Below are 22,412 nucleotides of genomic sequence, written 5' to 3'. Positions count from 1 at the left end.
GTTTAATAAAATCTCATTTTGAAGGAGTTAAAATGAAAAAAATTGTTTTAAGTATTTTAAGTTCTTGTTTATTAGCATCTGCTTTAAGTGCCGTATCTTTTAAAGAAGATAGTTTAAAAATATCTTTTGAAGGGTATAAAACTAAGGATATGGTAGGAGTAGAAGGTGAATTTAAGAATGTAGAATATAAATTTTCTAAAAATACAAAGGATTTTGCAAGTTATCTTAAAGGAGCTAAAGCTACTATAAAGCCAAGTAATGCTTTTATGGGTGAAGGCAATGATGTTATAACCAATAATATCACAAAAGTGTTTTTTCCTGCTTTATTGGGAAATGCAGATATTAAAGTTGTTTTCCAAGATGTGATTGTAGGTGAAAACAAAGGCGTTATTTCAGCAAAAATTACCATGGATAAAAAAAGTACTATTATACCTTTAACTTATACTATCAAAGATAATAAATTTGAAGCTAAAGGGCAGCTTGATTTGCATACTTTTAAAAATGGTTCTAAAGCATTAAAAGCATTAAGTGATGCTGCTCCAGGACATGGTGGAATCTCTTGGCCTTTGGTTGATATCAGTTTTAATGCTGATTTAGCAGAATAAAAAGTAGCCTTAGGGCTACTTTAAAATACAGTATTTTCTTAAATTATTTTCAAAAATTTCATAATTTTTTATATTTTCAAGTTCTTGATAAATTTCACTGCCTTTCCATAAAATAAAAATTGTATTTTCATCTTTTAGATTTTTGCAAATTTCAAGCAAAGGCTTGACATCCATTAAGGCTCTTGAAGTGATGATATCGGCTTTAAAGGTATTTTTACACTCTTGAACTTTTTCTTTGTAAATATGTAAATTTGAAAGTTCGCATTCTATTTTTAGTGTCCGCAAAAAGGCAGCTTTTTTGGGATTGGGTTCGAAAAGATGAAAATTGCTTTGCAGTAAAAAGGCTAAAAATACAGCTGGAAATCCTGCACCACTTCCTATATCGGCAATATTTTTTGCTTTAGAAAAATCATAAAAATCTAAAATTTTAATACTATCAAAGATATTTTCATCTATATTTTTTAAATGAGTAAGATTGTGAATGCGGTTAAATTTAGATAATAATTCTTTATAAATTTTTACCTTTTCTTTAAAGTTTTTTAAATCGTAGTGTTGTAAAAAATCATAATCTTTAAAAATCATTTATTTAAGATGTCCCATTTGAGTTTGTTTTATGTTTAAATATTCTACATTAAAACGGTTAGGTTCTATTAAAATCGGTATGCGTGTGATGATTTTTTCCTTAATGGACTCTAGTTTCTTGGGATTATTTGTGAGTAAATTAACCTTAGAAATTTCATAGTGTTTGAGTATAAATTCTACAATTTCATAAGTTCTCTCATCGGCTTTAAAGCCAAGCTGATGATTTGCTTTAATCGTATCAAAACCTTTATCTTGTAAAGCATAGGCATTAACCTTGTTAAAAAGTCCTATACCTCTTCCTTCTTGTCTAAGATAAATCACCATTCCGCCGTTTTTTTCTATATATTTGAGTGAAAATTCAAGCTGTTCTCCGCAGTCACATTTTAAACTTCCTAAAGCATCTCCTGTTAAGCACTCTGAATGAATTCTTAGATTGAGTGTGTCTTTTGGAGTATTTTTAAATATACATAAATGTTCTTTATCATTTTCTTTAAAACTTTGTATTTGGAAATTTCCCCATTTGCTAGGTAAATTCGCAATTTCTGAAATTTTTATTTTCATTTACTACTCTCTATAATCAAATTTATGTTAAGATTTTAGCAAAAAAAGGACAAAAAAATGTTTAAAAGATTTAGAAGATTAAGGTTTAATGAAAACTTAAGATCTATGGTAAGGGAAAATTCTTTAAGTGTAAATGATTTGATTTATCCGCTTTTTGTGGTTAATGGAACAGGGATAAAAAAAGAAATTTCTTCTATGCCCGATGTGTTTCAAATGAGTTTAGATGAAATTTTAAAAGAGTGTCAAAATGTAGTCAACTTAGGTATTAAAGCTATTATACTTTTTGGCGTTTTAGAAAATGAGAAAAAAGATAGTTGCGGAAGCGATGCTTTAGATGATGAAGGGCTTGTTGCAAGAAGCATAAGAGAGATTAAGAAAAATTTTCCAGATCTTTTTGTAATTAGCGATCTTTGTTTTTGTGAGTATACAGATCACGGGCATTGTGGGATTATCGATCCAAAAACAAAAAGCGTGGATAATGATGCCACTTTAGAAATTTCAGCCAAACAAGCCTTAGTTCACGCAAGAGCAGGGGTAGATATGATAGCACCTAGTGGAATGATGGATGGTATTATCACTACTTTGCGTAAAGCTTTAGATAAGGAAGGTTTTGAAAATTTGCCTATAATGGCGTATTCTACTAAATTTGCATCAAGTTATTATGGGCCATTTCGAGATGTAGCAGAGTCAGCTCCAAGTTATGGAGATAGAAAAAGCTATCAAATGGATTTTGCTAATGGTAAAGAAGCTTTAGAAGAAAGCTTAGAAGATGAAGCACAAGGAGCTGATATTTTAATGGTAAAACCCGCTCTTGCTTATCTTGATGTAATTAAAGAAATATCCCTTTATTCTAACTTGCCTTTGTGTGTTTATAATGTAAGCGGAGAATATGCTATGCTAAAGGCAGCTAAAAATGCGGGAGTGATTGATTATGAAAAAATCTTATATGAAACTATGATAGCTTTTAAAAGAGCAGGGGCAAAGCTTATCATCACTTATCATGCCAAAGAATTAGCTAAAATGTTAAAAGGAGAAAAATGAAACATTTTTTAACTTTAAGAGATTTTTCTAAGGAGGAAATTTTAAGCCTTGTAAATCATGCTAGCGAGCTTAAAAAAGAGCCTAAAAAACTTTTACAAGATAAAACTTTAGCAATGATTTTTGAGAAAAATTCTACAAGAACAAGAATGGCTTTTGAATTAGCCATAACAGAGCTTGGCGGAAAGGCTTTATTTTTAAATAGCAATGATTTACAACTTAGTCGTGGCGAGCCTGTAAAGGATACAGCTAGGGTGATAGGGGCGATGGTTGATTTTGTGATGATGAGAGTCAATAAACATGAAACTTTACTCGAATTTGCAAGATATTCTAAAGCCCCTGTGATCAATGCTTTAAGCGAGCTTTATCACCCTACTCAGGTTTTAGGAGATTTGCTTACTATCAAAGAATGGAATAAGATGCAAAATGGTATAGCAAAAGTTGCTTTTATCGGAGATAGTAATAATATGTGCAATTCTTGGCTTATTGCGGCTGCGATTTTGGGCTTTGAATTTAGTATAGCTATACCAAAAAACTATAAAATTAGCCCTGAAATTTGGGAATTTGCTATGAAACAGGCTTTGATTTCAGGAGCCAAAATTTCCTTAAGTCATGATAAATTTGAAGCCTTAAAGGATAAAGATGTAGTCATCACCGATACTTGGGTTTCTATGGGTGAAGAGAATGAAAAAGAACGCAAGATTAAAGAATTTGAAGGATTTATAATCGATGAGAAGGCTATGAGCGTTGCCAATAAAGACGCGATATTGCTTCATTGTTTGCCTGCTTATAGGGGTTATGAAGTGAGTGAAGAAATTTTTGAAAAACATGCAGATGTGATTTTTGAAGAAGCAAGAAATCGCCTTTATGTGGTAAAAGCCTTGCTTTGCTTTTTGGATAATCAGAGAGGAAGAGAATGAAAGAGCTAGAAAAGTATAGCATTTGCTTAAAACGCATTGATGAATTTAGTCAAAATCTAGGAATAAAGAAAAAAGATAGAACGATTTTTAAAATGAAGCAAAGCGAGAATGAAAACGAAAAATGTTTAGTTCTTGAAAATGGAAGTTTTGATTCTCCTGAGCCTTGGTTTGTGATTGATGAAAACGATGAAATTCACACTTTGCTTTCTTTACAAAGTCTTAAGAATATACTTGAAAGTTTAAAACAAAGTCAAAAAGAGAATTTTGAATTGCGTTTAGAAAAGGCGATTTATCAACAAATTCCTGTAGATTTTAACGATGTTTGGACGGTTGCTATGGATGAGATCAAGCAAAAGGCGCAAAATGGCACCATGGAAGTTAGTATTGATCTTGAAAAATTAATTTCTAAAATCAAACAAAAGCATCCAAATTTATTTGTAGATATGCAAGCGATGATAGAAAGGGTAAACCAAAATGAGAGATTATAAAGCTTTTGTAAAATACTCTAAAGCAGGACCACGCTACACTTCTTATCCTACAGCAGTAGAGTTTAATGCAAATTTCAAATACGAAGAATATATAGAAATTTTAAAAAAGCAAGATAGATCTTTATCGCTTTATTTTCATTTACCATTTTGTAGGAGTGCCTGTTATTTTTGTGGTTGCAATGTTATTTATACTGCAAAAGAAGAGAGTAAAGAAAGGTATTTAACTTATATTTTTAAAGAGCTTGATATTTTAAGTACTATTTTAGATACTAAAAGAGAAGTGGTGCAAATGCACTTTGGGGGCGGAACTCCAACTTTTTTTAGTGCTAAACAACTTCAAAATTTGATTTTAAAAATCAGATCTATTTTTAGAAATTTTTCTAAAGATGCAGAGATTAGCTGTGAGATCGATCCGCGTTTTTTAAATGACGAACAAGCCACAGTTTTAACACAAAATGGCTTTAATCGTATCAGCTTTGGAGTGCAGGATTTTGATGAAAAAGTTCAAAAAGAAATTCATCGCATCCAGCCTTTTGAATTAACACAAAATGCTTTAAATCTTGTAAGAAGTAAAGGCATAAAGTCTGTAAATATGGATTTAATTTATGGTTTGCCTTATCAAAATTTACAAAGCTTTACACAAACTTTAGAAAAAGTTATGCTTTTAAATCCTGATCGTTTGGCGATTTTTAATTACGCTCATGTGCCTTGGCTTAAGAAAAATATGAGAAAATTTGATGAAAATACCTTGCCAAGTCCTGATGTTAAACTTGAAATTTTAGAATTTTGTGAGAATTTTTTGAGTAAAAACGGCTATAAAATGATAGGTATGGATCATTTTGCAAAAGAAAATGATGAGCTTTTTAAAGCTTTAGAAAATGGAACTTTACATAGAAATTTCCAAGGTTATACTACTAAAGGTGGTGCTGATTTAGTCGGTGTTGGGCTTACAAGTATAGGCGAAGGACAAAGACATTATGCGCAAAATTTTAAAGATATGTCAAGTTATGAGGCTGCATTAGATAGAGGAGTTTTGCCTTTTGAAAGAGGCGTAGCTTTAAGCGATGATGATGAGCTTAGAAAAGCAGTGATTATGGAGTTAATGGCAAATTTTAAGCTTGATATCAAGTCAATAGAAAAAGAATTTTGCATTGATTTTCAGGAGTATTTTAAAGAGGATTTAAAAGCTTTAGAAGAATACAAAGATTTTATTAATTTTGATGAAAATTTTATCAAAGTCAATGAAACAGGTGTTTTGCTTATAAGAAATATTGCTATGTGTTTTGATGCTTATATGAAAAACATTAGTGAAGATAAAAAAGTATTCTCAAAAACGGTGTAAGATGAAATTTAGTCAAATAAGTGATGCTTGTGTTAAATGTGGCAAATGTATACCTGTTTGTACTATACATGAAGAAAATCGCGATGAAATTACCAGTCCAAGAGGATTTTTAGATCTTTTATCTGCTTATAAAGAGGGAATTCTAGAACTTGATAAAGAAGCTAAGAAAGTTTTTGAATCTTGTTTTTTATGTACCAATTGTGTTGAAGTGTGTCCAAGTAAATTAAGAGTAGATAATGCCATAGAAGAAGTTCGTTATGACATAGCTAAAAAATTTGGTATAGCTTGGTATAAAAAACTTATTTTTTTCTTTTTAAGAAGACGCACAATTTTAGATTTGGTAGCTAAGCTTGGCTATGTGTTTCAAAGTTGTGCGTTTAAAATTCAAAATGAGAATGAAAATACAGGTATGAAGGCAAGATTTTCCATGCCTTTTGTTAAAAAGGGAAGATTACTTACAAGTTTTAATAAAAAAAGTTTCTTAAATTCTAATCCAAAATTTATCAATAATGATGGAGAAAAAACAATAGGTTTTTTTGTAGGTTGTTTGGCGAATTATTTTTACATAGATACGGCTAATGCAGTGCTTAAAATCACTAGGGAATTAAAAATCAATGTGGATTTGATGAAAGAACAAGTGTGTTGTGGAGCGCCGCAATTTTTTACGGGTGATTTTAAAAGTGTTGAAGTTTTGGCTAAAAAAAATATTGAGTATTTTGAAAAAAAATTAGAAAAATTAGATGCTATTATAGTTCCTGAGGCCACTTGTTCGGCTATGTTAAAGATAGATTATGAACATTTTTTTATAATGCAAAATGATTTAGACTGGGCAAAACGCGCAAAATGTGTGTCATCTAAGATATATATGGCTAGCGAGTATTTTTATAAATTTACTTCTTTGGAAGAAATTTTAAAAACAAAAAATAAATTTAATTATAGCATTACTTATCACGATCCTTGCCATGCAAGAAAAATGCAAGGGGTTTTTAAAGAGCCAAGAGAACTTTTAAAAACAAATTATCATTTTGTGGAAATGAGTAATTCTAATACTTGTTGCGGTTTTGGCGGGGTGAGTATGCAAACGGATTATTATGATAAAGCCTTAAGTGTAGGGCTTAAAAAAGCACAAATGATCGATGAAAGTAAGGCTAGTGTGGTAAGCGCCGAGTGTTCAGCTTGTAGAATGCAAATTTCAAATGCATTAGAACAAAATTCAAGCAAGGTTGTTTTTGCCAGTCCTTTAGAACTTATAGCAAAAGCTTTGTGATGATGAAGATAGTATTTAAAGGCAAAAGTTCTGAATATGAAATTCAAAGATCGTGCTTTTGTGTTGATGCTTTTGTGATTAAAGATAAGATTGAAGAACGAGATGGTGTTGATTTTATCACTTCAAATATAGAGCTTTTGGAATTTAGTGATGACAGTTTTACTTTTGAAGAAATTGTAAAACATTTTAATATTTGTAATAGTGAAGATATGATTATCGTTGAAGATTTTGACATGAAATCAAACAAAGATAATCAAAACCAAGAAGATAGTATAGAACGCAACATCTTAAAATCCGAAAAAATAATACATGAAAACACAAAACAAATAAGTATGCAATTTAAAAATTTAAAATTTTTTTCAAGAATTTTTAAAAATGAAAATTTTCTTTCTGATTTTAAAGAAAGCAAGCAAGAAGTTGTTGCTATCAAAAAACATGAAAAACTTGAAATTTTTAAAAATTTATCTCAAGAAGATCAAGAAATTAGCTTTGTTAAAATTGAAATTTTAAATTATGATAGTAATGAAGATAGTTTAAGTTTTAATCTTGATATATTTCCAAGCGGTATGAGCTATAAGTATGGAATTTTAAAAGGTTCTATGCATATTATTTTACAAGGTAAAACTTCTAGTACGATGCTTTTTCCGTTTTTAAAAAGCATGATTTATAAAAATAAAAGCGAAAATTCAAGTGAAAAAATTTTTACTTTAATGATAAATCAGAAAAAGCACTATAAACTTATCGCAAATCTTTCTTAGTTTTATTTTATTATATTTTCTATATTAGAGCGATTTTTTTCAATTAAAGAGCGATTTTTTTGAGTTGTTTCTTTAAGATCGGCTATATCTTCTTTCATATTTTGTATGTTTTGGTTGAGTAATTTTATCTTTTTTTCATAGCGAGTAACGATGATAAAGACTACAAATAAAAATATAATAATCAAAAAAATAAATGCTAAAAATTCCATATTTTTCCTTTTTAAAACTAGATTTTGAAATATATCATTTAAATACTTCAAAAAACTTTTATGGGTTTTTATTTTGTATTTTAGTTTTTTTATCTTTAAACTTATATATAAATTTTCAAAAAGTAACAAAAAAATATATAAAAAAATAATTAAATTAAAAAAATAATCAAAGATAATAAATATCTCATTTTTTTATGTTATATTTTAATAAATATCCAAAAAGGATTTTAATATGGAAAAATCACTTTTATTTCATTTTAGACGCATTGGGGTTGAATTTATTATTTTTAGTGTTTATGCTGTTTTTAGTATCTCTTGGGCAGCAACAGGGTCTTTAATGCCCTTGATTTCAAATGATCTTGCTCTAAATACTCAGCAAGCTACTTTAATCACTAGTATGATAGTAGTTGCGAAAATTTTTGGTGCTTCATTTACTGCTTTTTTGGTTTATAAATTCGGATTAAAAAAGGGATATTTTTTAGGCTGTATTTTAATGAGTTCGGGTATCTTTTTAAGTTTTGTAGATAGTTATAGTGGTATTTTGATTATAAGATTTTTAACAGGGCTTGGTTCAGCTTGTGCTTTAGTTTGCTTAGTGCCTATTGCACAACAATGGTTTGAAAAAAAAGCTTTACATTTTGTAATTAGTTTTAATATGACTTCAAATTTGGTAGGCATTACCCTAGGACTTGTTTTAGCTGAAAGTATCTCAAATTATTTTGGAAATTGGAGAGATTCTTTATCATTTTATGCTTGGATTAATTTGATTTTATTGATTTTGTGGCTTTTTGTAGGTAAAGATGAGAATAAAAAAGAAGAAAAAAAGAATAATGCAAAAGATCTTATTTATGCTCTAAAATCTCGTGTTACTTGGGGTATGATTATTTTTTACATAGGGCCTATTTTATTTTTAAATTCTCTTTTTACTTTTTTACCAACTTTTTATGCGCAATATGCGGGTTTTAGTAAAGAATTAGCTGATTTTGCTAAAAAAGAAATTCCAGCCTTGGCTAATTTTGCTATTATTTTTGGTCCTTATCTTGGATTATTTTTTAAAAGAAAAAATATTTCTTTTAAAATAATGCTATTGTCTGGAGGAGCGTGTATTTTTATATGCGGATTTTGTATGTTGTTTTTACAAAATTTAGTATTGATACAGATTTTTGCTGTGTTATCAGGCATTTTTTATTCTATGTGGTTTCCATTTTTCTTTAATCTACCTTCAGAATTAAAAAATTCCAATCCAAATCAAACTGCTTATATTATGAGTGCTTTTTGGAGTATTACCTTTGTTATACTATCATTTAACCTATGGGTAGTATCTTGGAGTGTTGATAAAACCCATAGTTTTACTTTGGGTTTTGTTTATATTTTTGCTTTGATTTTTATTTCAGCGATCTTAGCACAATTTGTTTTACCTAGAAGAGAAAATTTTATACAAGGAGAAAAATAGAATGAATTTAATTCCAGAAATACTAGACTTACAAGGCGAATTTGAAAAAATTCGTCATCAAATTCATGAAAATCCTGAGCTTGGTTTTGATGAATTATGTACTGCAAAATTAGTGGCGCAAAAATTAAAAGAATTTGGTTATGAGGTTTATGAAGAAATAGGAAAAACAGGTGTTGTGGGGGTTTTAAAAAAGGGAAATAGCGATAAAAAAATAGGACTTCGTGCAGACATGGATGCTTTGCCTTTGCAAGAATGCACAAATTTGCCTTATAAAAGCAAAAAAGAAAATGTAATGCATGCTTGTGGTCATGATGGACATACTACTTCTTTATTGCTTGCTGCAAAGTATTTAGCAAATCAGAATTTTAATGGCACTCTAAATCTTTATTTTCAACCTGCTGAAGAGGGTTTGGGTGGTACTAAGGCAATGATAGAAGATGGATTGTTTGAAAAATTTGATAGTGATTATGTTTTTGGATGGCACAATATGCCTTTTGGTAGCGATAAGAAATTTTATCTTAAAAAAGGTGCGATGATGGCTTCTTCGGATAGTTATAGCATTGAAGTTATTGGAAGAGGTGGTCATGGAAGTGCTCCAGAAAAGGCAAAAGATCCTATTTATGCTGCTTCTTTACTTGTGGTGGCTTTACAAAGTATAGTATCTCGCAATGTTGATCCTCAAAATTCAGCAGTTATAAGCATAGGAGCTTTTAATGCAGGGCATGCTTTTAATATCATTCCAGATATTGCAACGATTAAAATGAGTGTTAGAGCATTAGATAATGAAACTAGAAAACTAACTGAAGAAAAAATTTATAAAATTTGTAAAGGTATTGCACAGGCTAATGATATAGAGATTAAAATCAATAAAAATGTTGTTGCACCAGTGACTATGAACAACGATGAAGCTGTGGATTTTGCTAGTGAGGTTGCAAAAGAATTATTTGGCGAAAAAAATTGTGAATTTAATCATCGTCCTTTAATGGCAAGTGAGGATTTTGGATTTTTTTGCGAAATGAAAAAATGTGCCTATGCTTTTTTAGAAAATGAAAACGACATTTATTTACATAATTCTAGTTATGTTTTTAATGATAAGCTTTTAGCTAGGGCTGCAAGTTATTATGCGAAGCTAGCTTTAAAATACTTAAAATAAAAACTAATCTAGAATTTCAAGCACAATTTCTTCCTTTAAACCTTTGATTTGAATTTCTTTGAGTTTTAGGTTTGAAGGAAGGTTTGCCAAAAGCTCTTTATTGTTTTTTACTTGGTTTTTTGCACTTATGGAGAGTAAAATTCCCCTATAAGCTTTAGCAAAATGACTGATGACTTTACCATTTTTTACAAATTTATAGGTATAAAATTTCTTTTTTGGGGTGTAGAATTTATCATAAAATCCTGCTCTAAGGTCAAGTATTTCTTTATTTTCTAAGTATTCATCTAAGGCTTTACTAAAATGTTCTTTATAAAATTTCTCTATGGCAAAATTTCCTATTTTAGCCCCTTGCTTGAATTTATAAAAGGGTAGGGTATCATTAGCTCTTACAACGCCAAAAAGATTAGAAAATATAAGAGTATTTTCTAAAATATAAGCTTGACTTTTTTTATCTAAAGCTTTAAAATTAAGATATTCATAACTTACCCCAGTATAAAGCAATATAGCTTCTTGAGTGGGAGCTTGTTTTAAATTGTGTTTAAATTTATCAATTTCATTTTCATTTTTAATGCCAAAAAGTTCTTGTAAATTCTGTAAACTTGCGTTTTTGATAAATTCTTCATAATGCTTTAAAGCTTTTATTCTATAAGGAAATAATTCTTTAAATATAAATGAGTTTTCATTGATAGGATTTTTTACGCAATTTTCATTTTTGCTTTCACTAGGGGAGAATAAAATTTTCATTTTAGCCTTTTTTGTTAATGTTATGAAACATTAAGAGCAAAGAATTTAATCTTGCTTTTAATGTTTTTGAAGTTTTTATCATTTTAAAATTTAAAACGACGCTCCGCCCATTAACATAGAAAACATGATAAATGGAAGTATAATTTTTAACGCTTCTGTGGCGTCTTGATTGTTGATGCTTAGTTTTTCTATGCTGTCGATTCCTTGTGTGCTATAGTCACTAACAGGGATGTTTTTAAATTTTAAATCAAGATTGAGTTTATAATCATCATTTTGAGTGATATTGTTTAAAATAGCTAAAGCTTTATCAAAGATTAATGCTTGTTCTTCATTTTGACTTTGAGCTTTTAAGGTTTGTAAATTTTCCTTAGCAGTTGCTATATAGCTACTAAATACGCCTTCGGTTTTAAGAGTTGAATCAATTTTAAAATTATTTAAGATGATGTATTTTTGGATTGTATTGCTAAAATCTGAAGCTTGTTCGTAGTTTGCTATATTAAGAAGTTCATTGATAGCTTGTTCATCCATAGCTAAAGTTTGAGTGTTAAATTTTATATCCTTAGAATCAAGGTAATTAAGTAGATCTTCTTTTAGATTTATATTTAGATTTGTATTGAAATTTAATTTTGCGTTATAAAATTTTATATTAAGATTATCTAGATAATTGTTTTCTTGTTTGTTTATGGAGTTATCAAATGATAAAGTATAAGAATCCGAGCTTAATTTATTGATAAAAGAGCTGATTTTTGGATCTTGTTGAAATAAGCTTGCATTGATGTCACTAACAACTTTTTCTCCAAGTTTAAAATCTTCAAAAACCAAATTTGATTGTATGCTTTTTTGGTTTTTAAAAAGATCGTTGTAATATTCTTTAATGTTAATTGATGTATTTGCTTCGCCTTTGTAAATTTCATTTGAGCGAATTTTGATATTTTTTGCTTGAAATAGTTCTTGATACTCATCGTTGTTATCTTTTGCAAGAGTTTTGAAATTTGAACTTAAACACGCTATAAAATCACCATCTGCATTGCATTTAAAATCAGAAAATTCAATCTTTATTCCAGAATCCTGAGAAAGGTTTGCAATTTCTTGTTTAACTGTTTGATTTAGTTGATTTTCATATTTTTTAACTGTTTTTTCATCTATGGAATTTCCGCAAGCTGAAAACAAAACAGCTATTCCAATAGAGAGAAAAATACCTTTTTTCATAGTTTTCTCCTTAAAAATTTTTAAAACAAAGATTATATCTTTTTTTACTTAAAATTTAAACAATGCTAAAAGAGAGTGTGAGATTAATTACATTTTTACACATAGGAAAATCTTTTTAGTTTGTTTCAAATGCATTATTTATAATTTTAAGTATAATTAACTTTGCAATTATTATATATTTTTGCAATAGCTTTAAGCTTATTTTTAAAGAAAGGAAATGTATGAAAAAAATACTTCTAAGTGTTTTAACGGCCTTTGTTGCAGTAGTATTGGCTGCTTGTGGAGGAAATTCTGACTCTAAAACTTTAAATTCTCTTGATAAGATCAAGCAAAATGGAGTTATTAGGATTGGGGTATTTGGCGATAAACCACCTTTTGGTTATGTGGATGAAAAAGGAAACAATCAAGGCTATGATATAGCTTTAGCTAAACGCATAGCAAAAGAACTTTTTGGCGATGAAAATAAGGTGCAATTTGTTCTTGTTGAAGCTGCAAATAGGGTTGAGTTTTTAAAATCAAATAAAGTAGATATTATTTTGGCTAATTTTACTCAAACTCCAGAAAGATCTGAACAGGTTGATTTTTGCTTGCCTTATATGAAGGTAGCTTTAGGCGTAGCTGTGCCAAAGGATAGTAATATAACTAGCGTAGAAGATTTAAAAGATAAAACTTTACTTTTAAACAAAGGCACAACAGCGGATGCGTATTTTACGCAAAATTATCCTAATATTAAAACTTTAAAATACGATCAAAATACTGAAACTTTTGCCGCTTTGATGGATAAAAGAGGCGATGCTTTAAGTCATGATAATACCTTGCTTTTTGCTTGGATGAAAGATCATCCTGATTTTAAAATGGCTATCAAAGAGTTAGGCAACAAAGATGTTATCGCATCAGCAGTTAAAAAAGGTGATAAAGAACTTAAAGAATTTATCGATAATTTGATCATTAAACTAGGCCAAGAGCAGTTTTTTCACAAGGCTTATGATGAAACTTTAAAAGTTCATTTTGGAGATGATGTTAAGGCTGATGATGTAGTGATTGAAGGTGGAAAAATTTAATAAAGGGCTTTTTGCCCTTTAGTTGATTTAGGATAAAATATGCAAAAAAAATACAAAAATATTATTTATGCTTCTTTGGGTGGAATTTTAGAATTTTATGATTTTGTGCTTTTTGCTTTTTTTTTGGATATTTTTGCTAAGGTATTCTTTCCGCAAAATGATGCTTTTTGGATGCAGATAAATGCTTATATAGCCTTTGGTGCTGCTTATTTAGCGCGTCCTTTTGGTTCTATTGTGATGGCACATTTTGCTGATAGATATGGAAGAAAGAATATTTTTTATATTTCTATGCTTTTGATGGTTTTGCCTAGTTTTGCTTTAGCTTTTTTGCCAAGTTATGAAAGTATAGGTATATTTGCTACTTTGATTTTATTCACTATTCGTATTTTGCAAGGTTTAGCCGTTGGAACTGAGGTGAGCGGAGCTTGGATTTATGTGAGCGAATTTGTCAAAGGGTGCCAAATTCCTTTAGCTCTTGGTTTTATTTCAGCGACTTTAACCATAGGTTTATTGCTAGGAAATATTGCCACTTTAGGCATAAGATCTTATTTTACCCCAGAAGAAGTTCAAAGCTATGCTTGGAGAATTCCTTTTATCATAGGAGGATTTTTTGGAATTTTAGCTTTGTTTTTAAGAAATAAACTCAGCGAAACTCCAGAATTTATAAAAGTTCAAAATGAAAAGAAAATTTTAAATTTTCCATTGTTTGAAGCTTTAAAAACTCATAAAATGAGTATGCTTGTTTGTTTTTTAATGACTATGGTTTTAACAAGCGGTGTGGCAACTTTGATGATTTTGCCTAAGTATTTTGAAAGTCTTTTAGCTATGAGTAAAACTTCTGCTTTATGGGTGCAAAATTTTGCTATTTTAGCGGTGATTTTTGGAGCTTTATTTCAAGGTTTTTTAGCAAGCAAATGGGGAAGCTATAGGATTTGTTCTATTTTTAGTATAGCTTTTATTATTTTTGGTGTGCTTTTTAGTTTTTATGATGAGAATTTTTTATTTTATTTTTTACTGGCTTGTTTTGCACAAGGTATTATTACTTTCGCGCCTGTTTTTATGACGCAAATTTTTAAAAGCGAACTTAAATTTAGCGGGCTTAGTTTTGCTTATAATATTTCTTATGCGATTTTAGGTTTTTTAACCCCTTTTATAGTCAATGCTTTTTATAAAGAGTATTTAGGTATTTATCTTGCTATAGTGGGATCTTGCTCCTTGCTTTGTGTGTTTTTGTTAAAACGCGTTTTTGCAAGAAGCAAGATTAAAGAATTAAGCATTGTCTTTTAAAACTTCAAAAACAACCTTAGATATTTTTTCAACTGAAGCGATTTCGCAATGTTCATCAGTTGAATGAGGATTATGGATATTTGGACCTATAGAAGCGCATAAAAGCTCTTGTTTTTTCTCTATAATGCCACACTCAAGCCCTGCATGGATAGCTGAAACTTTGGCATTAGGCGATACTTTTTTAAGCGCTTTAAAAACCATGTCGCTAAGTGCGTTTGGTTTGCCTTCCCAAGGTGGATAGAAATTAAAACTTCTTACTTTAAAATCAAAAGCCTTGAAAAATTCTAAAGTTTCAAATTCTACTTGCTTAAGTCCATCAAGTATATTAGATCTTGCAAAAAGTGCGAATTTGATTTGTTTATCTTGCATTCTTAAAGTAGCTAGGTTAATGCTTGTTTGAACTATACCTAGATTTTCATCATAAGCTCTAACTCCATGAGTAAAAGAATTTATAAGGCTTAAAAGTTTGTTACTTTGATCGCAAATTTCAAATTCACCTTCTTCTTTAAAATCGCATTTTATCCAGTTATTGCTCTTTACTTCATTTTTAAAATGCACTAAAGCTTTGGCGTGTTTAGGTATAGAATTGATTCTTTCTCCACCTTCAAAAGAAATGATTTCTCCTTTATTTTCTTGTATGAATTTAGCCATTTCTTTGATGGAGCTTTTTTCGTTGCGTACGATATTTATGCCTGAGTGTCCACCTTTAAAATTTTGCGCGCAAAGCTCATAAATTTTACCCTTTTTTCTAAGGGTATTAAAAGGCAAGCTAGCTTCTATATCTACTCCACCTGCACAGCCTATCATGATCTCATCATCGCTTTCATGATCTAAATTTAAAAGCATTTTAGATTCTAAAGTGTGCTCGAGTGAATTCACTCCCATGAGTCCTACTTCTTCATCGTTTGTAAAAAGACACTCTAAATTTTCAAATTTAGCCATAGCACTCATCATGATGGCTATACCTATACCATTATCCGCACCAAGACTTGAATTTTTGGCTCTTAAAAAGCCATTTTCTTCATAAACTTCTAAGTTTGGTGCATCGCCCATACAGACCATATCATAATGGCTTTGTAAGCAAATTTTTGGTTTGCCTTTTATGGCATGGATATTTCCTGCCTTATCTACACTCACCTTAAAGCCTTTATCTTTGGCGTAAGAGCTTAAAAATTCTTTCATTTGTTCTGTTTCATAACTGCAATGAGGAATTTTGCATAATTGTTTAAAATTTTCTATAACATTTTGCATTTTATCTCCTTTGTTTTGATAAAATTATGGCATATTTTTTAAAATTTAAAGGCAAAATGATTAAAAAATGAGAATAAATTATAAAAAATTATTTAATCTAAGAAAATTATTAAGTGATCCAAAAAAACTTTTTTCTGTATTAATCTTCACTCTTGTAGTTGTTTTTATCCAGAACTATATTGCCCAAAATTCTAGTTTTGAAGGAAAAGTAGTTAGAATTATTGATGGAGATACTATAGAAGTTAATCATGAAAACAAACTCGCTAGAATAAGATTTTTTGGTATAGATGCACCAGAACTTAAACAAAGTTTTGGAAAGCAATCAAAAGAAGCTTTAAGTAGAATTTTAAGCGGCAAACAAGTTGAAATTATTTATAAAAATAAAGATACTTATGGTAGAATTGTTGCTATTGTAAAGCTTAATGATGTTGATATTAATCGATTTTTGGTAAGCAAAGGCTATGCTTGGGCTGATACTTACTATAGTAACGCTTATACCAAAGAACAAGAAAATGCTAAGAAAAATCATTTAGGTCTTTGGAAAGAGAGTAATCCTATAGAGCCTTATAAATGGAGAAAACACAATAAATTCTAAGGAAAAACATGAAAAAATATACTTTAATAGTGCTATTGGCTTTAGGAATTTCTGGATGTTTTGTAAATGAAAGAGGGATTTCAAATCGTTTTTATGATGATTGTAAAGAGTATTATGATGGAAGTGGAACTTATCATAAGGATTGCCCAAAGAATTGGGTGGATATTAAAATGACTCCTTGATTATTTTCCACCCACAGAGGCCATTAATGCAGCTGCTACGGCTTCTGGATTGTTGATTTTGGCACCTTGTTCTTGATTTTCTGTAGGTTTAACAGTATTAAGTGGCGGACGCTTGAGTTTAAATATATGCTCATCAGTGCTAACAACTTGTATCGTTCCTTCAAACATTTTAATTTCTTTAACATGCCCGACCACTTTTACATCTCTTTTTTTGGAGGTTTCGTCAAAAAGTGCATGAGCTTCAAGTTCTAAAACATCGCCTAATTTAAGCGGAGCATAAAAAAAACATTTTGATCCAATAATCACTGAAAATTCTTTATTGATAGAGGCTTGTGCTACATAGTTTGCCGCAGCGAAAATAAAGGCATCAAAAATCAATCCTTGATCATCTACTACCATTTCGCTTGTGGTTATTAAAATTGATTTGGCATAGTTTTTATCAATTTCTATAATGGTTCCAGCAAGCGAAGTGTTTAATTCAGGACAAGTGAGTAATTCTGCTCTAACACGAGATATATCTTCTGCAGATGCGTATTCTTCAAGTTGTGCATATTCTTCAAAATTATCTTTTTTTGCCATATCTAACCTTTAAATTCTACTTATCTACTTCAAAATATCTAAAGCCTAGATCGACAAAAAGCAAAAAGAATTTATATCCCAATACGCACATAAACTCTTTTGGGTGCTTCATAGCCTTCAATGGTAAGATTTTTATCCTTTGGATCTAAGAAATTTTCCAGCGAAAAAGAGTCTATCCATTCTGTTTTTCTTTGTTCGTTTTCATCGGTTTTTTTTGTAGCCAAAACTTCAAATTCTTTAAATCCTGCTCTTTCACACCAGTTTTTTAATGCACTAATGCTTGGTACAAAATAAATATTTGAAATTTTAGAATAAGTTTTATTAGGCACAAGAGCGATTTCTCTCTCATCTTCTATATACATGGTATCTAAAAAAACAACTCCATTTTTATTAAGTCCTGCTTTTAAATCTTTTAGCATTTTTATAGGATCACTTCTATGATAAATCACCCCAAGACAGAAAATCACATCAAATTTCAAGCCATAGCTTGGAAGATCTTCTACGCCTAAAAGTTCGTATTCTATAGGAGTTTTAGCTAAAGCGTTAATGAGTTCAAATTGCAAACGGTATTTGATAGAAGGATCAAAACCTATGAGTTTTGCAGGATTAAATTCAAGCATTTTAAACATATAATAACCATTATTACAGCCTATATCAGCAACGCATTTTTGAGAAATTTCGTTCATAAAAGGCTTTAAAATATTAAATTTAATAAAACTTTGCCATTCTGTATCGATGAAAAGATCGTCTATTTTAAAAGGACCTTTTCTCCATGGTTTAAGTTCTTTTGTTATAGCTAGGATTTCATCTTTGGCTTGAGAATTTGTAGATAAATTTACACTATCATCTAAAGAAAAATTACAAGCAAGATTGAGAGCTTTAAGTTCTTGAATTTTAGCGTATAAAGGGTGATTTAGAAATTGTTTTTTGAGTAAATTTTCTTGCATTTTTATCCTTGACATTTGCTTTTAATGCTAAATTATAACATTAAAAGCTTTTATGGCAATATAAATCTCATATGTATTAAATATTTGATCAAAAATAAATTTTTAAAAACTCAAAATACTTCCCAAAACTCACATAAGCTTTAGAACTATAATCATCATTTTTATAAAGCTTTAGCTAAATCAAGCTTAACATAAAAATTTCCTGTTTTATTATAAAGCAGTTGCAAATCATAGGCATCCATATAGTTTGTTTCACTTACTCTATATAGTTTAGAAACATTCTCACACCAAGAATAACCTATATCATAAAAAGGAGTGATATAAAAATCTTTCAAAGGAGTAGCCATTCTAAGTCCAAAGCTAGCTACTACAGCATTATCTCTATCTTCATTATTATAAACCCTTACTCCATAAGGACCTACTAAAGATATAGTTTTACTATTATCTAGTATAAATAGATTCATTAATAACTTGTTGATAATTTAAGCTAAAAAGATGAGTAAAGGTATCATTAAAGAAATAAGTATTGTTAAGATTGACATTAAGTTTAGCAAATTTTCAAATTCTACTCCATCTACTTTGCTTGTTTCTATACCTCATTAAGAAATTCATGCGTTGATTGCTTTTAGAACTGCTAAGATTTTTATATGAGTATCTTTAGGTTTAAGATAAAAAACTGAACTAAGTTCTCCTTGTTCTAATATAAGTTTATTATAACTTGCATTAGCATAATCGGTTTTTGCTATGATTAAAAAAGGAAGTGCTCTAACTGTTTTTATTACTATGATTAGCTGTATTGACACTATTAAAAGAAAGAACTTTATCTTCTCTCATATCAGAAGCAAGTAAATAATGTTTAAAATTTAAATCGTTTATATTTATAATATTTACTTTAGTATTGTTATAAATTAAAGTAATATTGTTAATATCATGTTTAGAACTCTTAGAATAATAATTTATACCTTGGGGTTTTTATAAGTAGAATTGGTTTTATCATAAAGTTTGTTATCATTAAAATAATACTCTGGAATATTGAAATTTCGATTGTCTGTAGTATTTGCTTGAGTGACTAAAAGCATTGATGCTTAAGAAGGTAACAATAGAAAGTTTAAAACAAAATTTCTCTACACCCCTCCCCGTGAAGTTAAAAAGCTTAATGGCTGGCATAGATATCCTTAAATATTGATTATTATATTTTAACTATTTAACAATATCTGTAAATATTATCAAAAGAAAGCGTAATTATAATATTCTTAAGTATATTAATTATAAATAAAATATTTAAATAATATTAATAATAAAAAAGTTATTTTTTAATTTTATTTTTTATAATATATATTTAATATTATTAAAAAGCTTTATTAAATTAATATTGGACGGAATTTTTAATATAAGCTAAAAAGCGATATCAAAGAATTTCCGTTGTATAATCTAATGTTTTTTAAATGTAAAATATTTTTTAAGGTAAAGCGATGAAAATGCGTGTGTATTATGAAGATACTGATGCGGGTGGAGTGGTGTATCATAGTAATTATTTAAAATTTTGTGAGAGAGCAAGAAGTGAAATTTTTTTCAATAAAAAAGTAGATATTTTTGATGCGTCTAAGGGACATTTTTTGCTTGCAAAAGCAAATTGCAATTTCTTAAAACCTGCAAAACTTGGAGATATAATAGAGATTAAAACAAAAATTTTAGAAGTCAAAAATGCTTCTGTGGAAATTTCACAAGAAATTTATAAAGATGAAATTTTGCTTTTTAAAATGGAATTAACTTTAGCTTTTATTAAAAACGAAAAACCAGCTAGAATGGATATGCAGTTAAAAAAGCTCTTTGAAGAATTATTTTAATTCTTCAAAGCTTGCTTGTTTGCCTTGCATAAGACGCACTTTGTAATCAACTTGAGAATTTTTGATTTTCTCATCAAATAAACTTTCACTTTTTTTATTTAAGAATTCGGTATAAAAGTAATCAACTCCTATACTAGTGGCATAAGCAATCCAGTTATAATCTATACTTTGATTAAAAATTTCATTAAGATAGACTAAGTTATCATCGTGGTTATTGATAGAATTAGCAATGATGAAATTTTCTCTATCTCCTTGTTGCGTTAAACTTAAAAATGTTGGATTATAGTTGATTTGAGTGGATAAAAGCACATAAGGATGAATGTTATAAATTCTTAGTTGAGAACTTGCTAGAGCTGTTTTGATCAATGGAGTGTTAAAAAATATTGAGGCATTATTAACTCCGCCTTGTGATCTTAAAAGTCTGCTAAAATCAAGCTTCTCGCCTTCTATGGTATATATTCTAGCATTATTATTTTGAGCAAGAATTCTTGAATTTAGATTGCTTGATAAGGCAGAGCCATCGCTAAATATTGCGATATTAGCATTTGATTTGCTTAAAAGTGTGGTAATTTGAGCATCATAGTCAATACTTCCAAAAATAATATTTTGATTTGAAAATTGTATGTTGTTTTTATGGATGGTCGGTATAAAAATTTTCATATTTCCTGAGTAATTTTTCAACTCATTGGCACCTTTTAGAGTAAATCCAGCTATGGCATACTGATATCCTTGAGCTTGTGCTGCATCAAGCGCGGCTCGAATTTTATCACTATCTTCTGTGCCAGTTAAAAAAACTTTTACTTTGATTTCAGCTCTTTGTCTTAAAAGATAGGCTATGCTTGAATTTATTATAGTATTTGAGTAGCTTTTTATGGTTTTTTCTGGGATAATTATCGCAAGTTTAACAGAAGTAATTTTTTGAACATTTTTTTCAAAATCAGTAATGGAATTTAATAATTTTGCATAAACATTAGATAAAAATTGATCGTTTTGATCTGCAAATTCACTTAAAAAACTAAGATACAATCTTGATTCTAAAAGATCAAAAAGACAATTTGTGTTGCATTCTTGAACGCTTAATTTAGGATAAAAATTTTCAACAGGTTTTACATCGACTAATTTTTGCTCTTTTGCACTAAGCAAAAAGCAAGATAAGAAAAATATTAAAAATATTTTTTTCATAAAAATCCTTTAATTTTTTTTAAATCTTGTATGAAATTTTTTTCATAACTTGGATTTTTTTCTATAAAATCTAAATCATAACTTGGCATTATGAAAAAATTTTTATAAGCAAAAACTTCACCTTTTAAAATGTGATAATCTTTAAATCCCAAGCTTTTAAATGTGTATTCTCCTAGACAAAGTAAAAAAGCAGGTTGAATCAGTTTTAGTTCGTTCCAGAAAAATGGTAAGCAAGATTGTAGCGAAAAATCATCAAATTTTCCATTACAAAAACATTTAAATAAATAAGAAAAATAAAAATCTTCATCGCAAAGCCCTAAAATTTGATAAATATAGTGTTTTAATTTTTCACCTTTTTTTGAATTAAGTAAAATTCCACTTTCATTTTCACTCTTTTGCCCAAAAACATCAAGAATTAGCAATTTGACATTTTTTATTTTAGGTTCCATAAGACTAAATTTTCTTGTTTTGGAAAATTGACATAAGGCGCAAGATGAAACAAGTTGTTTTAATTCTTGAAAATTTTGTGCTTGTTCAAAGCGGTTTATATGTGTATCAACAAAGTTAAATCCCATAGCTTTTAAATAATAAAGACTTCTTATCATAAATCACACAATTTTTCTAAATTTTCTCCACTTAGACGATAATTTCTCCATTGTTTAAGATGTTTAGCGTTTAAACTTTCATAAAAATTAATACCTAAAATATTATCATTTAAGCAAACCCAGTCGAGTCTTTTTAAATTTTCTTTTTTGCAAATTTCTCCTAAAAATTTAAAAACAGCTTTTCCATAACCTTTTTTACGAAAATTTTCTCGTATATAAATATCTTCAAGATAAATTCCACCGCTACCCCAAAAAGATGAAAAAGTATAAAAATAAATCATGTAGCCTATAGTTTTTTCATTTTCTTTTAACAAAAAAGCACGAGCAAATTTATTTTTTAGTAAAGAATGTTCCAGTTTTTCTTTCGTGCATTGAAGAAAATCTAACATATCTTCGTATTTTGCAAATTCTATGATCATTTCTTGTAAAATATCTAAATCTTCTTGTCTTAAATCAATAATTTTAAATTCTGACATTTTTAACCTTTTAAAAATAATTTCAAAATTTATCAAAAGAATTTAAAAATTACTCTTAATTAAAAGCAATT

25 protein-coding genes and 2 pseudogenes are annotated in these 22,412 nt (G+C 29.0%); 14 read left to right on the top strand and 13 right to left on the bottom strand.

All coding sequences use genetic code 11. The annotated features are described in order from the left end of the window. Positions 1-32 precede the first annotated feature (32 nt). Entirely contained in the window at positions 33-605 is a 573-nt protein-coding gene (locus tag AJN69_RS06490; protein WP_004305701.1) for a hypothetical protein, read from the top strand. 15 nt (positions 606-620) lie between these two features. Here AJN69_RS06490 and rsmG read toward each other — a convergent pair whose 3' ends face one another. Then, on the bottom strand, positions 621-1,187 hold the full coding sequence (gene rsmG, locus AJN69_RS06485) for a 16S rRNA (guanine(527)-N(7))-methyltransferase RsmG (protein WP_004305702.1): 567 nt from the start codon (positions 1,185-1,187) through the stop codon (positions 621-623). After that, entirely contained in the window at positions 1,188-1,748 is a 561-nt protein-coding gene (gene ribA / locus AJN69_RS06480) for a GTP cyclohydrolase II (RefSeq protein WP_070282490.1), read from the bottom strand. A gap of 57 nt (positions 1,749-1,805) precedes the next feature. On the opposite strand from ribA, the gene hemB reads away from it, so the two are divergent. The 6 genes from hemB to AJN69_RS06450 are packed head-to-tail and all read left to right on the top strand — an operon-like array spanning position 1,806 to position 7,561. Further along, on the top strand, positions 1,806-2,789 hold the full coding sequence (gene hemB / locus AJN69_RS06475; protein ID WP_070288157.1) for a porphobilinogen synthase: 984 nt from the start codon (positions 1,806-1,808) through the stop codon (positions 2,787-2,789). Then, positions 2,786-3,706 carry an ornithine carbamoyltransferase gene (argF, locus tag AJN69_RS06470; protein ID WP_004305704.1) on the top strand — a complete coding sequence of 307 codons (921 nt, stop codon included), beginning with the start codon at positions 2,786-2,788 and terminating at the stop codon, positions 3,704-3,706. The genes hemB and argF overlap by 4 nt, the downstream gene beginning before the upstream one ends. Beyond that, positions 3,703-4,194, top strand: a complete 492-nt coding sequence (locus AJN69_RS06465) for a DUF2603 domain-containing protein (protein WP_044779214.1) — start codon at positions 3,703-3,705, stop codon at positions 4,192-4,194. The genes argF and AJN69_RS06465 overlap by 4 nt, the downstream gene beginning before the upstream one ends. After that, entirely contained in the window at positions 4,181-5,536 is a 1,356-nt protein-coding gene (gene hemN / locus AJN69_RS06460; RefSeq protein WP_002861729.1) for an oxygen-independent coproporphyrinogen III oxidase, read from the top strand. Before AJN69_RS06465 ends, hemN begins: the two co-directional genes overlap by 14 nt. Before the next feature lies 1 nt (position 5,537). After that, positions 5,538-6,803 (top strand): (Fe-S)-binding protein, encoded by a 1,266-nt coding sequence (locus tag AJN69_RS06455; protein ID WP_053872888.1) that lies wholly within the window; start codon positions 5,538-5,540, stop codon positions 6,801-6,803. Next, the gene (locus AJN69_RS06450; RefSeq protein ID WP_083262296.1) at positions 6,800-7,561 is read left to right on the top strand and encodes a DUF5416 family protein; all 762 of its coding nucleotides are present in this window, start codon (positions 6,800-6,802) and stop codon (positions 7,559-7,561) included. The genes AJN69_RS06455 and AJN69_RS06450 overlap by 4 nt, the downstream gene beginning before the upstream one ends. Before the next feature lie 2 nt (positions 7,562-7,563). On the opposite strand, the gene AJN69_RS06445 is transcribed toward AJN69_RS06450, so the two are convergent. Then, positions 7,564-7,770 (bottom strand): membrane protein, encoded by a 207-nt coding sequence (locus AJN69_RS06445; RefSeq protein WP_002853356.1) that lies wholly within the window; start codon positions 7,768-7,770, stop codon positions 7,564-7,566. A 232-nt stretch (positions 7,771-8,002) separates the two neighbouring features. Between AJN69_RS06445 and AJN69_RS06435 the strand changes: the two genes are divergently transcribed. Together AJN69_RS06435 and AJN69_RS06430 are read left to right on the top strand one after the other, a co-directional pair. Next, complete coding sequence (locus AJN69_RS06435) at positions 8,003-9,223, top strand: CynX/NimT family MFS transporter (RefSeq protein WP_002861726.1); 1,221 nt, start codon at positions 8,003-8,005, stop codon at positions 9,221-9,223. Between the two features lies 1 nt (position 9,224). Then, complete coding sequence (locus AJN69_RS06430; protein WP_070288152.1) at positions 9,225-10,376, top strand: M20 aminoacylase family protein; 1,152 nt, start codon at positions 9,225-9,227, stop codon at positions 10,374-10,376. Between the two features lie 3 nt (positions 10,377-10,379). Here the strand turns inward: AJN69_RS06430 and AJN69_RS06425 are convergent, their stop codons facing one another. Together AJN69_RS06425 and jlpA are read right to left on the bottom strand one after the other, a co-directional pair. Beyond that, positions 10,380-11,120 carry a YaaA family protein gene (locus tag AJN69_RS06425; RefSeq protein WP_004305720.1) on the bottom strand — a complete coding sequence of 247 codons (741 nt, stop codon included), beginning with the start codon at positions 11,118-11,120 and terminating at the stop codon, positions 10,380-10,382. Positions 11,121-11,210: 90 nt separating this feature from the next. After that, entirely contained in the window at positions 11,211-12,329 is a 1,119-nt protein-coding gene (gene jlpA, locus AJN69_RS06420; RefSeq protein ID WP_070288150.1) for a lipoprotein adhesin JlpA, read from the bottom strand. Positions 12,330-12,550: 221 nt separating this feature from the next. Between jlpA and AJN69_RS06415 the strand changes: the two genes are divergently transcribed. Next, positions 12,551-13,390 (top strand): cysteine ABC transporter substrate-binding protein, encoded by an 840-nt coding sequence (locus AJN69_RS06415; protein ID WP_070288148.1) that lies wholly within the window; start codon positions 12,551-12,553, stop codon positions 13,388-13,390. 39 nt (positions 13,391-13,429) lie between these two features. Next, positions 13,430-14,677, top strand: a complete 1,248-nt coding sequence (locus AJN69_RS06410; RefSeq protein ID WP_044779505.1) for an MFS transporter — start codon at positions 13,430-13,432, stop codon at positions 14,675-14,677. On the opposite strand, the gene AJN69_RS06405 is transcribed toward AJN69_RS06410, so the two are convergent. Beyond that, complete coding sequence (locus tag AJN69_RS06405) at positions 14,660-15,928, bottom strand: M20/M25/M40 family metallo-hydrolase (protein WP_070210219.1); 1,269 nt, start codon at positions 15,926-15,928, stop codon at positions 14,660-14,662. The genes AJN69_RS06410 and AJN69_RS06405 overlap by 18 nt on opposite strands. A 67-nt stretch (positions 15,929-15,995) precedes the next feature. Here AJN69_RS06405 and AJN69_RS06400 point away from each other — a divergent pair, with 67 nt between their 5' ends. Both AJN69_RS06400 and AJN69_RS06395 read left to right on the top strand, forming a co-directional pair. After that, on the top strand, positions 15,996-16,523 hold the full coding sequence (locus AJN69_RS06400) for a thermonuclease family protein (RefSeq protein ID WP_002853671.1): 528 nt from the start codon (positions 15,996-15,998) through the stop codon (positions 16,521-16,523). 8 nt (positions 16,524-16,531) lie between these two features. Then, on the top strand, positions 16,532-16,705 hold the full coding sequence (locus tag AJN69_RS06395) for a hypothetical protein (protein ID WP_070210218.1): 174 nt from the start codon (positions 16,532-16,534) through the stop codon (positions 16,703-16,705). Here AJN69_RS06395 and AJN69_RS06390 read toward each other — a convergent pair whose 3' ends face one another. From AJN69_RS06390 to AJN69_RS10400, 4 genes and pseudogenes are all read right to left on the bottom strand, one after another. Then, positions 16,706-17,284: a hypothetical protein gene (locus AJN69_RS06390; protein WP_070288145.1), complete on the bottom strand. Its 579-nt coding sequence runs from the start codon at positions 17,282-17,284 to the stop codon at positions 16,706-16,708. 71 nt (positions 17,285-17,355) lie between these two features. After that, positions 17,356-18,246 (bottom strand): tRNA 5-methoxyuridine(34)/uridine 5-oxyacetic acid(34) synthase CmoB, encoded by an 891-nt coding sequence (cmoB, locus tag AJN69_RS06385; protein ID WP_079860344.1) that lies wholly within the window; start codon positions 18,244-18,246, stop codon positions 17,356-17,358. A gap of 73 nt (positions 18,247-18,319) precedes the next feature. Continuing rightward, positions 18,320-18,789, bottom strand: a pseudogene (locus AJN69_RS06380) (ShlB/FhaC/HecB family hemolysin secretion/activation protein); the annotation flags it as partial. 39 nt (positions 18,790-18,828) lie between these two features. Then, positions 18,829-19,398 (bottom strand): annotated as a pseudogene (locus AJN69_RS10400) (hypothetical protein); the annotation flags it as partial. A gap of 305 nt (positions 19,399-19,703) precedes the next feature. Here AJN69_RS10400 and AJN69_RS06370 point away from each other — a divergent pair. Next, complete coding sequence (locus AJN69_RS06370; protein ID WP_002871461.1) at positions 19,704-20,078, top strand: YbgC/FadM family acyl-CoA thioesterase; 375 nt, start codon at positions 19,704-19,706, stop codon at positions 20,076-20,078. On the opposite strand, the gene AJN69_RS06365 is transcribed toward AJN69_RS06370, so the two are convergent. From AJN69_RS06365 to AJN69_RS06355, 3 genes are read right to left on the bottom strand one after another with little or no spacing between them, the layout of a single operon-like run. Further along, entirely contained in the window at positions 20,070-21,260 is a 1,191-nt protein-coding gene (locus tag AJN69_RS06365) for a hypothetical protein (protein WP_070210214.1), read from the bottom strand. The genes AJN69_RS06370 and AJN69_RS06365 overlap by 9 nt on opposite strands. After that, positions 21,257-21,865 carry a uracil-DNA glycosylase family protein gene (locus tag AJN69_RS10110; protein ID WP_070210213.1) on the bottom strand — a complete coding sequence of 203 codons (609 nt, stop codon included), beginning with the start codon at positions 21,863-21,865 and terminating at the stop codon, positions 21,257-21,259. Before AJN69_RS10110 ends, AJN69_RS06365 begins: the two co-directional genes overlap by 4 nt. Continuing rightward, a complete protein-coding gene (locus AJN69_RS06355) occupies positions 21,862-22,341 on the bottom strand; it encodes a GNAT family N-acetyltransferase (protein WP_002867426.1) in 480 nt (159 codons plus the stop codon). Before AJN69_RS06355 ends, AJN69_RS10110 begins: the two co-directional genes overlap by 4 nt. Positions 22,342-22,412: the final 71 nt, after the last annotated feature.

The sequence above is a fragment of the Campylobacter sp. BCW_4338 genome, from assembly GCF_001763255.1.
GTDB lineage: Bacteria > Campylobacterota > Campylobacteria > Campylobacterales > Campylobacteraceae > Campylobacter_D > Campylobacter_D jejuni.
This window is presented reverse-complemented; position numbering and strand designations above follow the sequence as displayed.

What these genes read in the sequence shown, in the direction of transcription:
- AJN69_RS06490 (WP_004305701.1), top strand. Translation starts at nt 33, where the DNA reads ATGAAAAAAATTGTTTTAAGTATTTTAAGTTCTTGTTTATTAGCATCT.
- rsmG (WP_004305702.1), bottom strand. Translation starts at nt 1,187, where the DNA reads ATGATTTTTAAAGATTATGATTTTTTACAACACTACGATTTAAAAAAC.
- ribA (WP_070282490.1), bottom strand. Translation starts at nt 1,748, where the DNA reads ATGAAAATAAAAATTTCAGAAATTGCGAATTTACCTAGCAAATGGGGA.
- hemB (WP_070288157.1), top strand. Translation starts at nt 1,806, where the DNA reads ATGTTTAAAAGATTTAGAAGATTAAGGTTTAATGAAAACTTAAGATCT.
- argF (WP_004305704.1), top strand. Translation starts at nt 2,786, where the DNA reads ATGAAACATTTTTTAACTTTAAGAGATTTTTCTAAGGAGGAAATTTTA.
- AJN69_RS06465 (WP_044779214.1), top strand. Translation starts at nt 3,703, where the DNA reads ATGAAAGAGCTAGAAAAGTATAGCATTTGCTTAAAACGCATTGATGAA.
- hemN (WP_002861729.1), top strand. Translation starts at nt 4,181, where the DNA reads ATGAGAGATTATAAAGCTTTTGTAAAATACTCTAAAGCAGGACCACGC.
- AJN69_RS06455 (WP_053872888.1), top strand. Translation starts at nt 5,538, where the DNA reads ATGAAATTTAGTCAAATAAGTGATGCTTGTGTTAAATGTGGCAAATGT.
- AJN69_RS06445 (WP_002853356.1), bottom strand. Translation starts at nt 7,770, where the DNA reads ATGGAATTTTTAGCATTTATTTTTTTGATTATTATATTTTTATTTGTA.
- AJN69_RS06435 (WP_002861726.1), top strand. Translation starts at nt 8,003, where the DNA reads ATGGAAAAATCACTTTTATTTCATTTTAGACGCATTGGGGTTGAATTT.
- AJN69_RS06430 (WP_070288152.1), top strand. Translation starts at nt 9,225, where the DNA reads ATGAATTTAATTCCAGAAATACTAGACTTACAAGGCGAATTTGAAAAA.
- AJN69_RS06425 (WP_004305720.1), bottom strand. Translation starts at nt 11,120, where the DNA reads ATGAAAATTTTATTCTCCCCTAGTGAAAGCAAAAATGAAAATTGCGTA.
- jlpA (WP_070288150.1), bottom strand. Translation starts at nt 12,329, where the DNA reads ATGAAAAAAGGTATTTTTCTCTCTATTGGAATAGCTGTTTTGTTTTCA.
- AJN69_RS06415 (WP_070288148.1), top strand. Translation starts at nt 12,551, where the DNA reads ATGAAAAAAATACTTCTAAGTGTTTTAACGGCCTTTGTTGCAGTAGTA.
- AJN69_RS06410 (WP_044779505.1), top strand. Translation starts at nt 13,430, where the DNA reads ATGCAAAAAAAATACAAAAATATTATTTATGCTTCTTTGGGTGGAATT.
- AJN69_RS06405 (WP_070210219.1), bottom strand. Translation starts at nt 15,928, where the DNA reads ATGCAAAATGTTATAGAAAATTTTAAACAATTATGCAAAATTCCTCAT.
- AJN69_RS06400 (WP_002853671.1), top strand. Translation starts at nt 15,996, where the DNA reads ATGAGAATAAATTATAAAAAATTATTTAATCTAAGAAAATTATTAAGT.
- AJN69_RS06395 (WP_070210218.1), top strand. Translation starts at nt 16,532, where the DNA reads ATGAAAAAATATACTTTAATAGTGCTATTGGCTTTAGGAATTTCTGGA.
- AJN69_RS06390 (WP_070288145.1), bottom strand. Translation starts at nt 17,284, where the DNA reads ATGGCAAAAAAAGATAATTTTGAAGAATATGCACAACTTGAAGAATAC.
- cmoB (WP_079860344.1), bottom strand. Translation starts at nt 18,246, where the DNA reads ATGTCAAGGATAAAAATGCAAGAAAATTTACTCAAAAAACAATTTCTA.
- AJN69_RS06370 (WP_002871461.1), top strand. Translation starts at nt 19,704, where the DNA reads ATGAAAATGCGTGTGTATTATGAAGATACTGATGCGGGTGGAGTGGTG.
- AJN69_RS06365 (WP_070210214.1), bottom strand. Translation starts at nt 21,260, where the DNA reads ATGAAAAAAATATTTTTAATATTTTTCTTATCTTGCTTTTTGCTTAGT.
- AJN69_RS10110 (WP_070210213.1), bottom strand. Translation starts at nt 21,865, where the DNA reads ATGATAAGAAGTCTTTATTATTTAAAAGCTATGGGATTTAACTTTGTT.
- AJN69_RS06355 (WP_002867426.1), bottom strand. Translation starts at nt 22,341, where the DNA reads ATGTCAGAATTTAAAATTATTGATTTAAGACAAGAAGATTTAGATATT.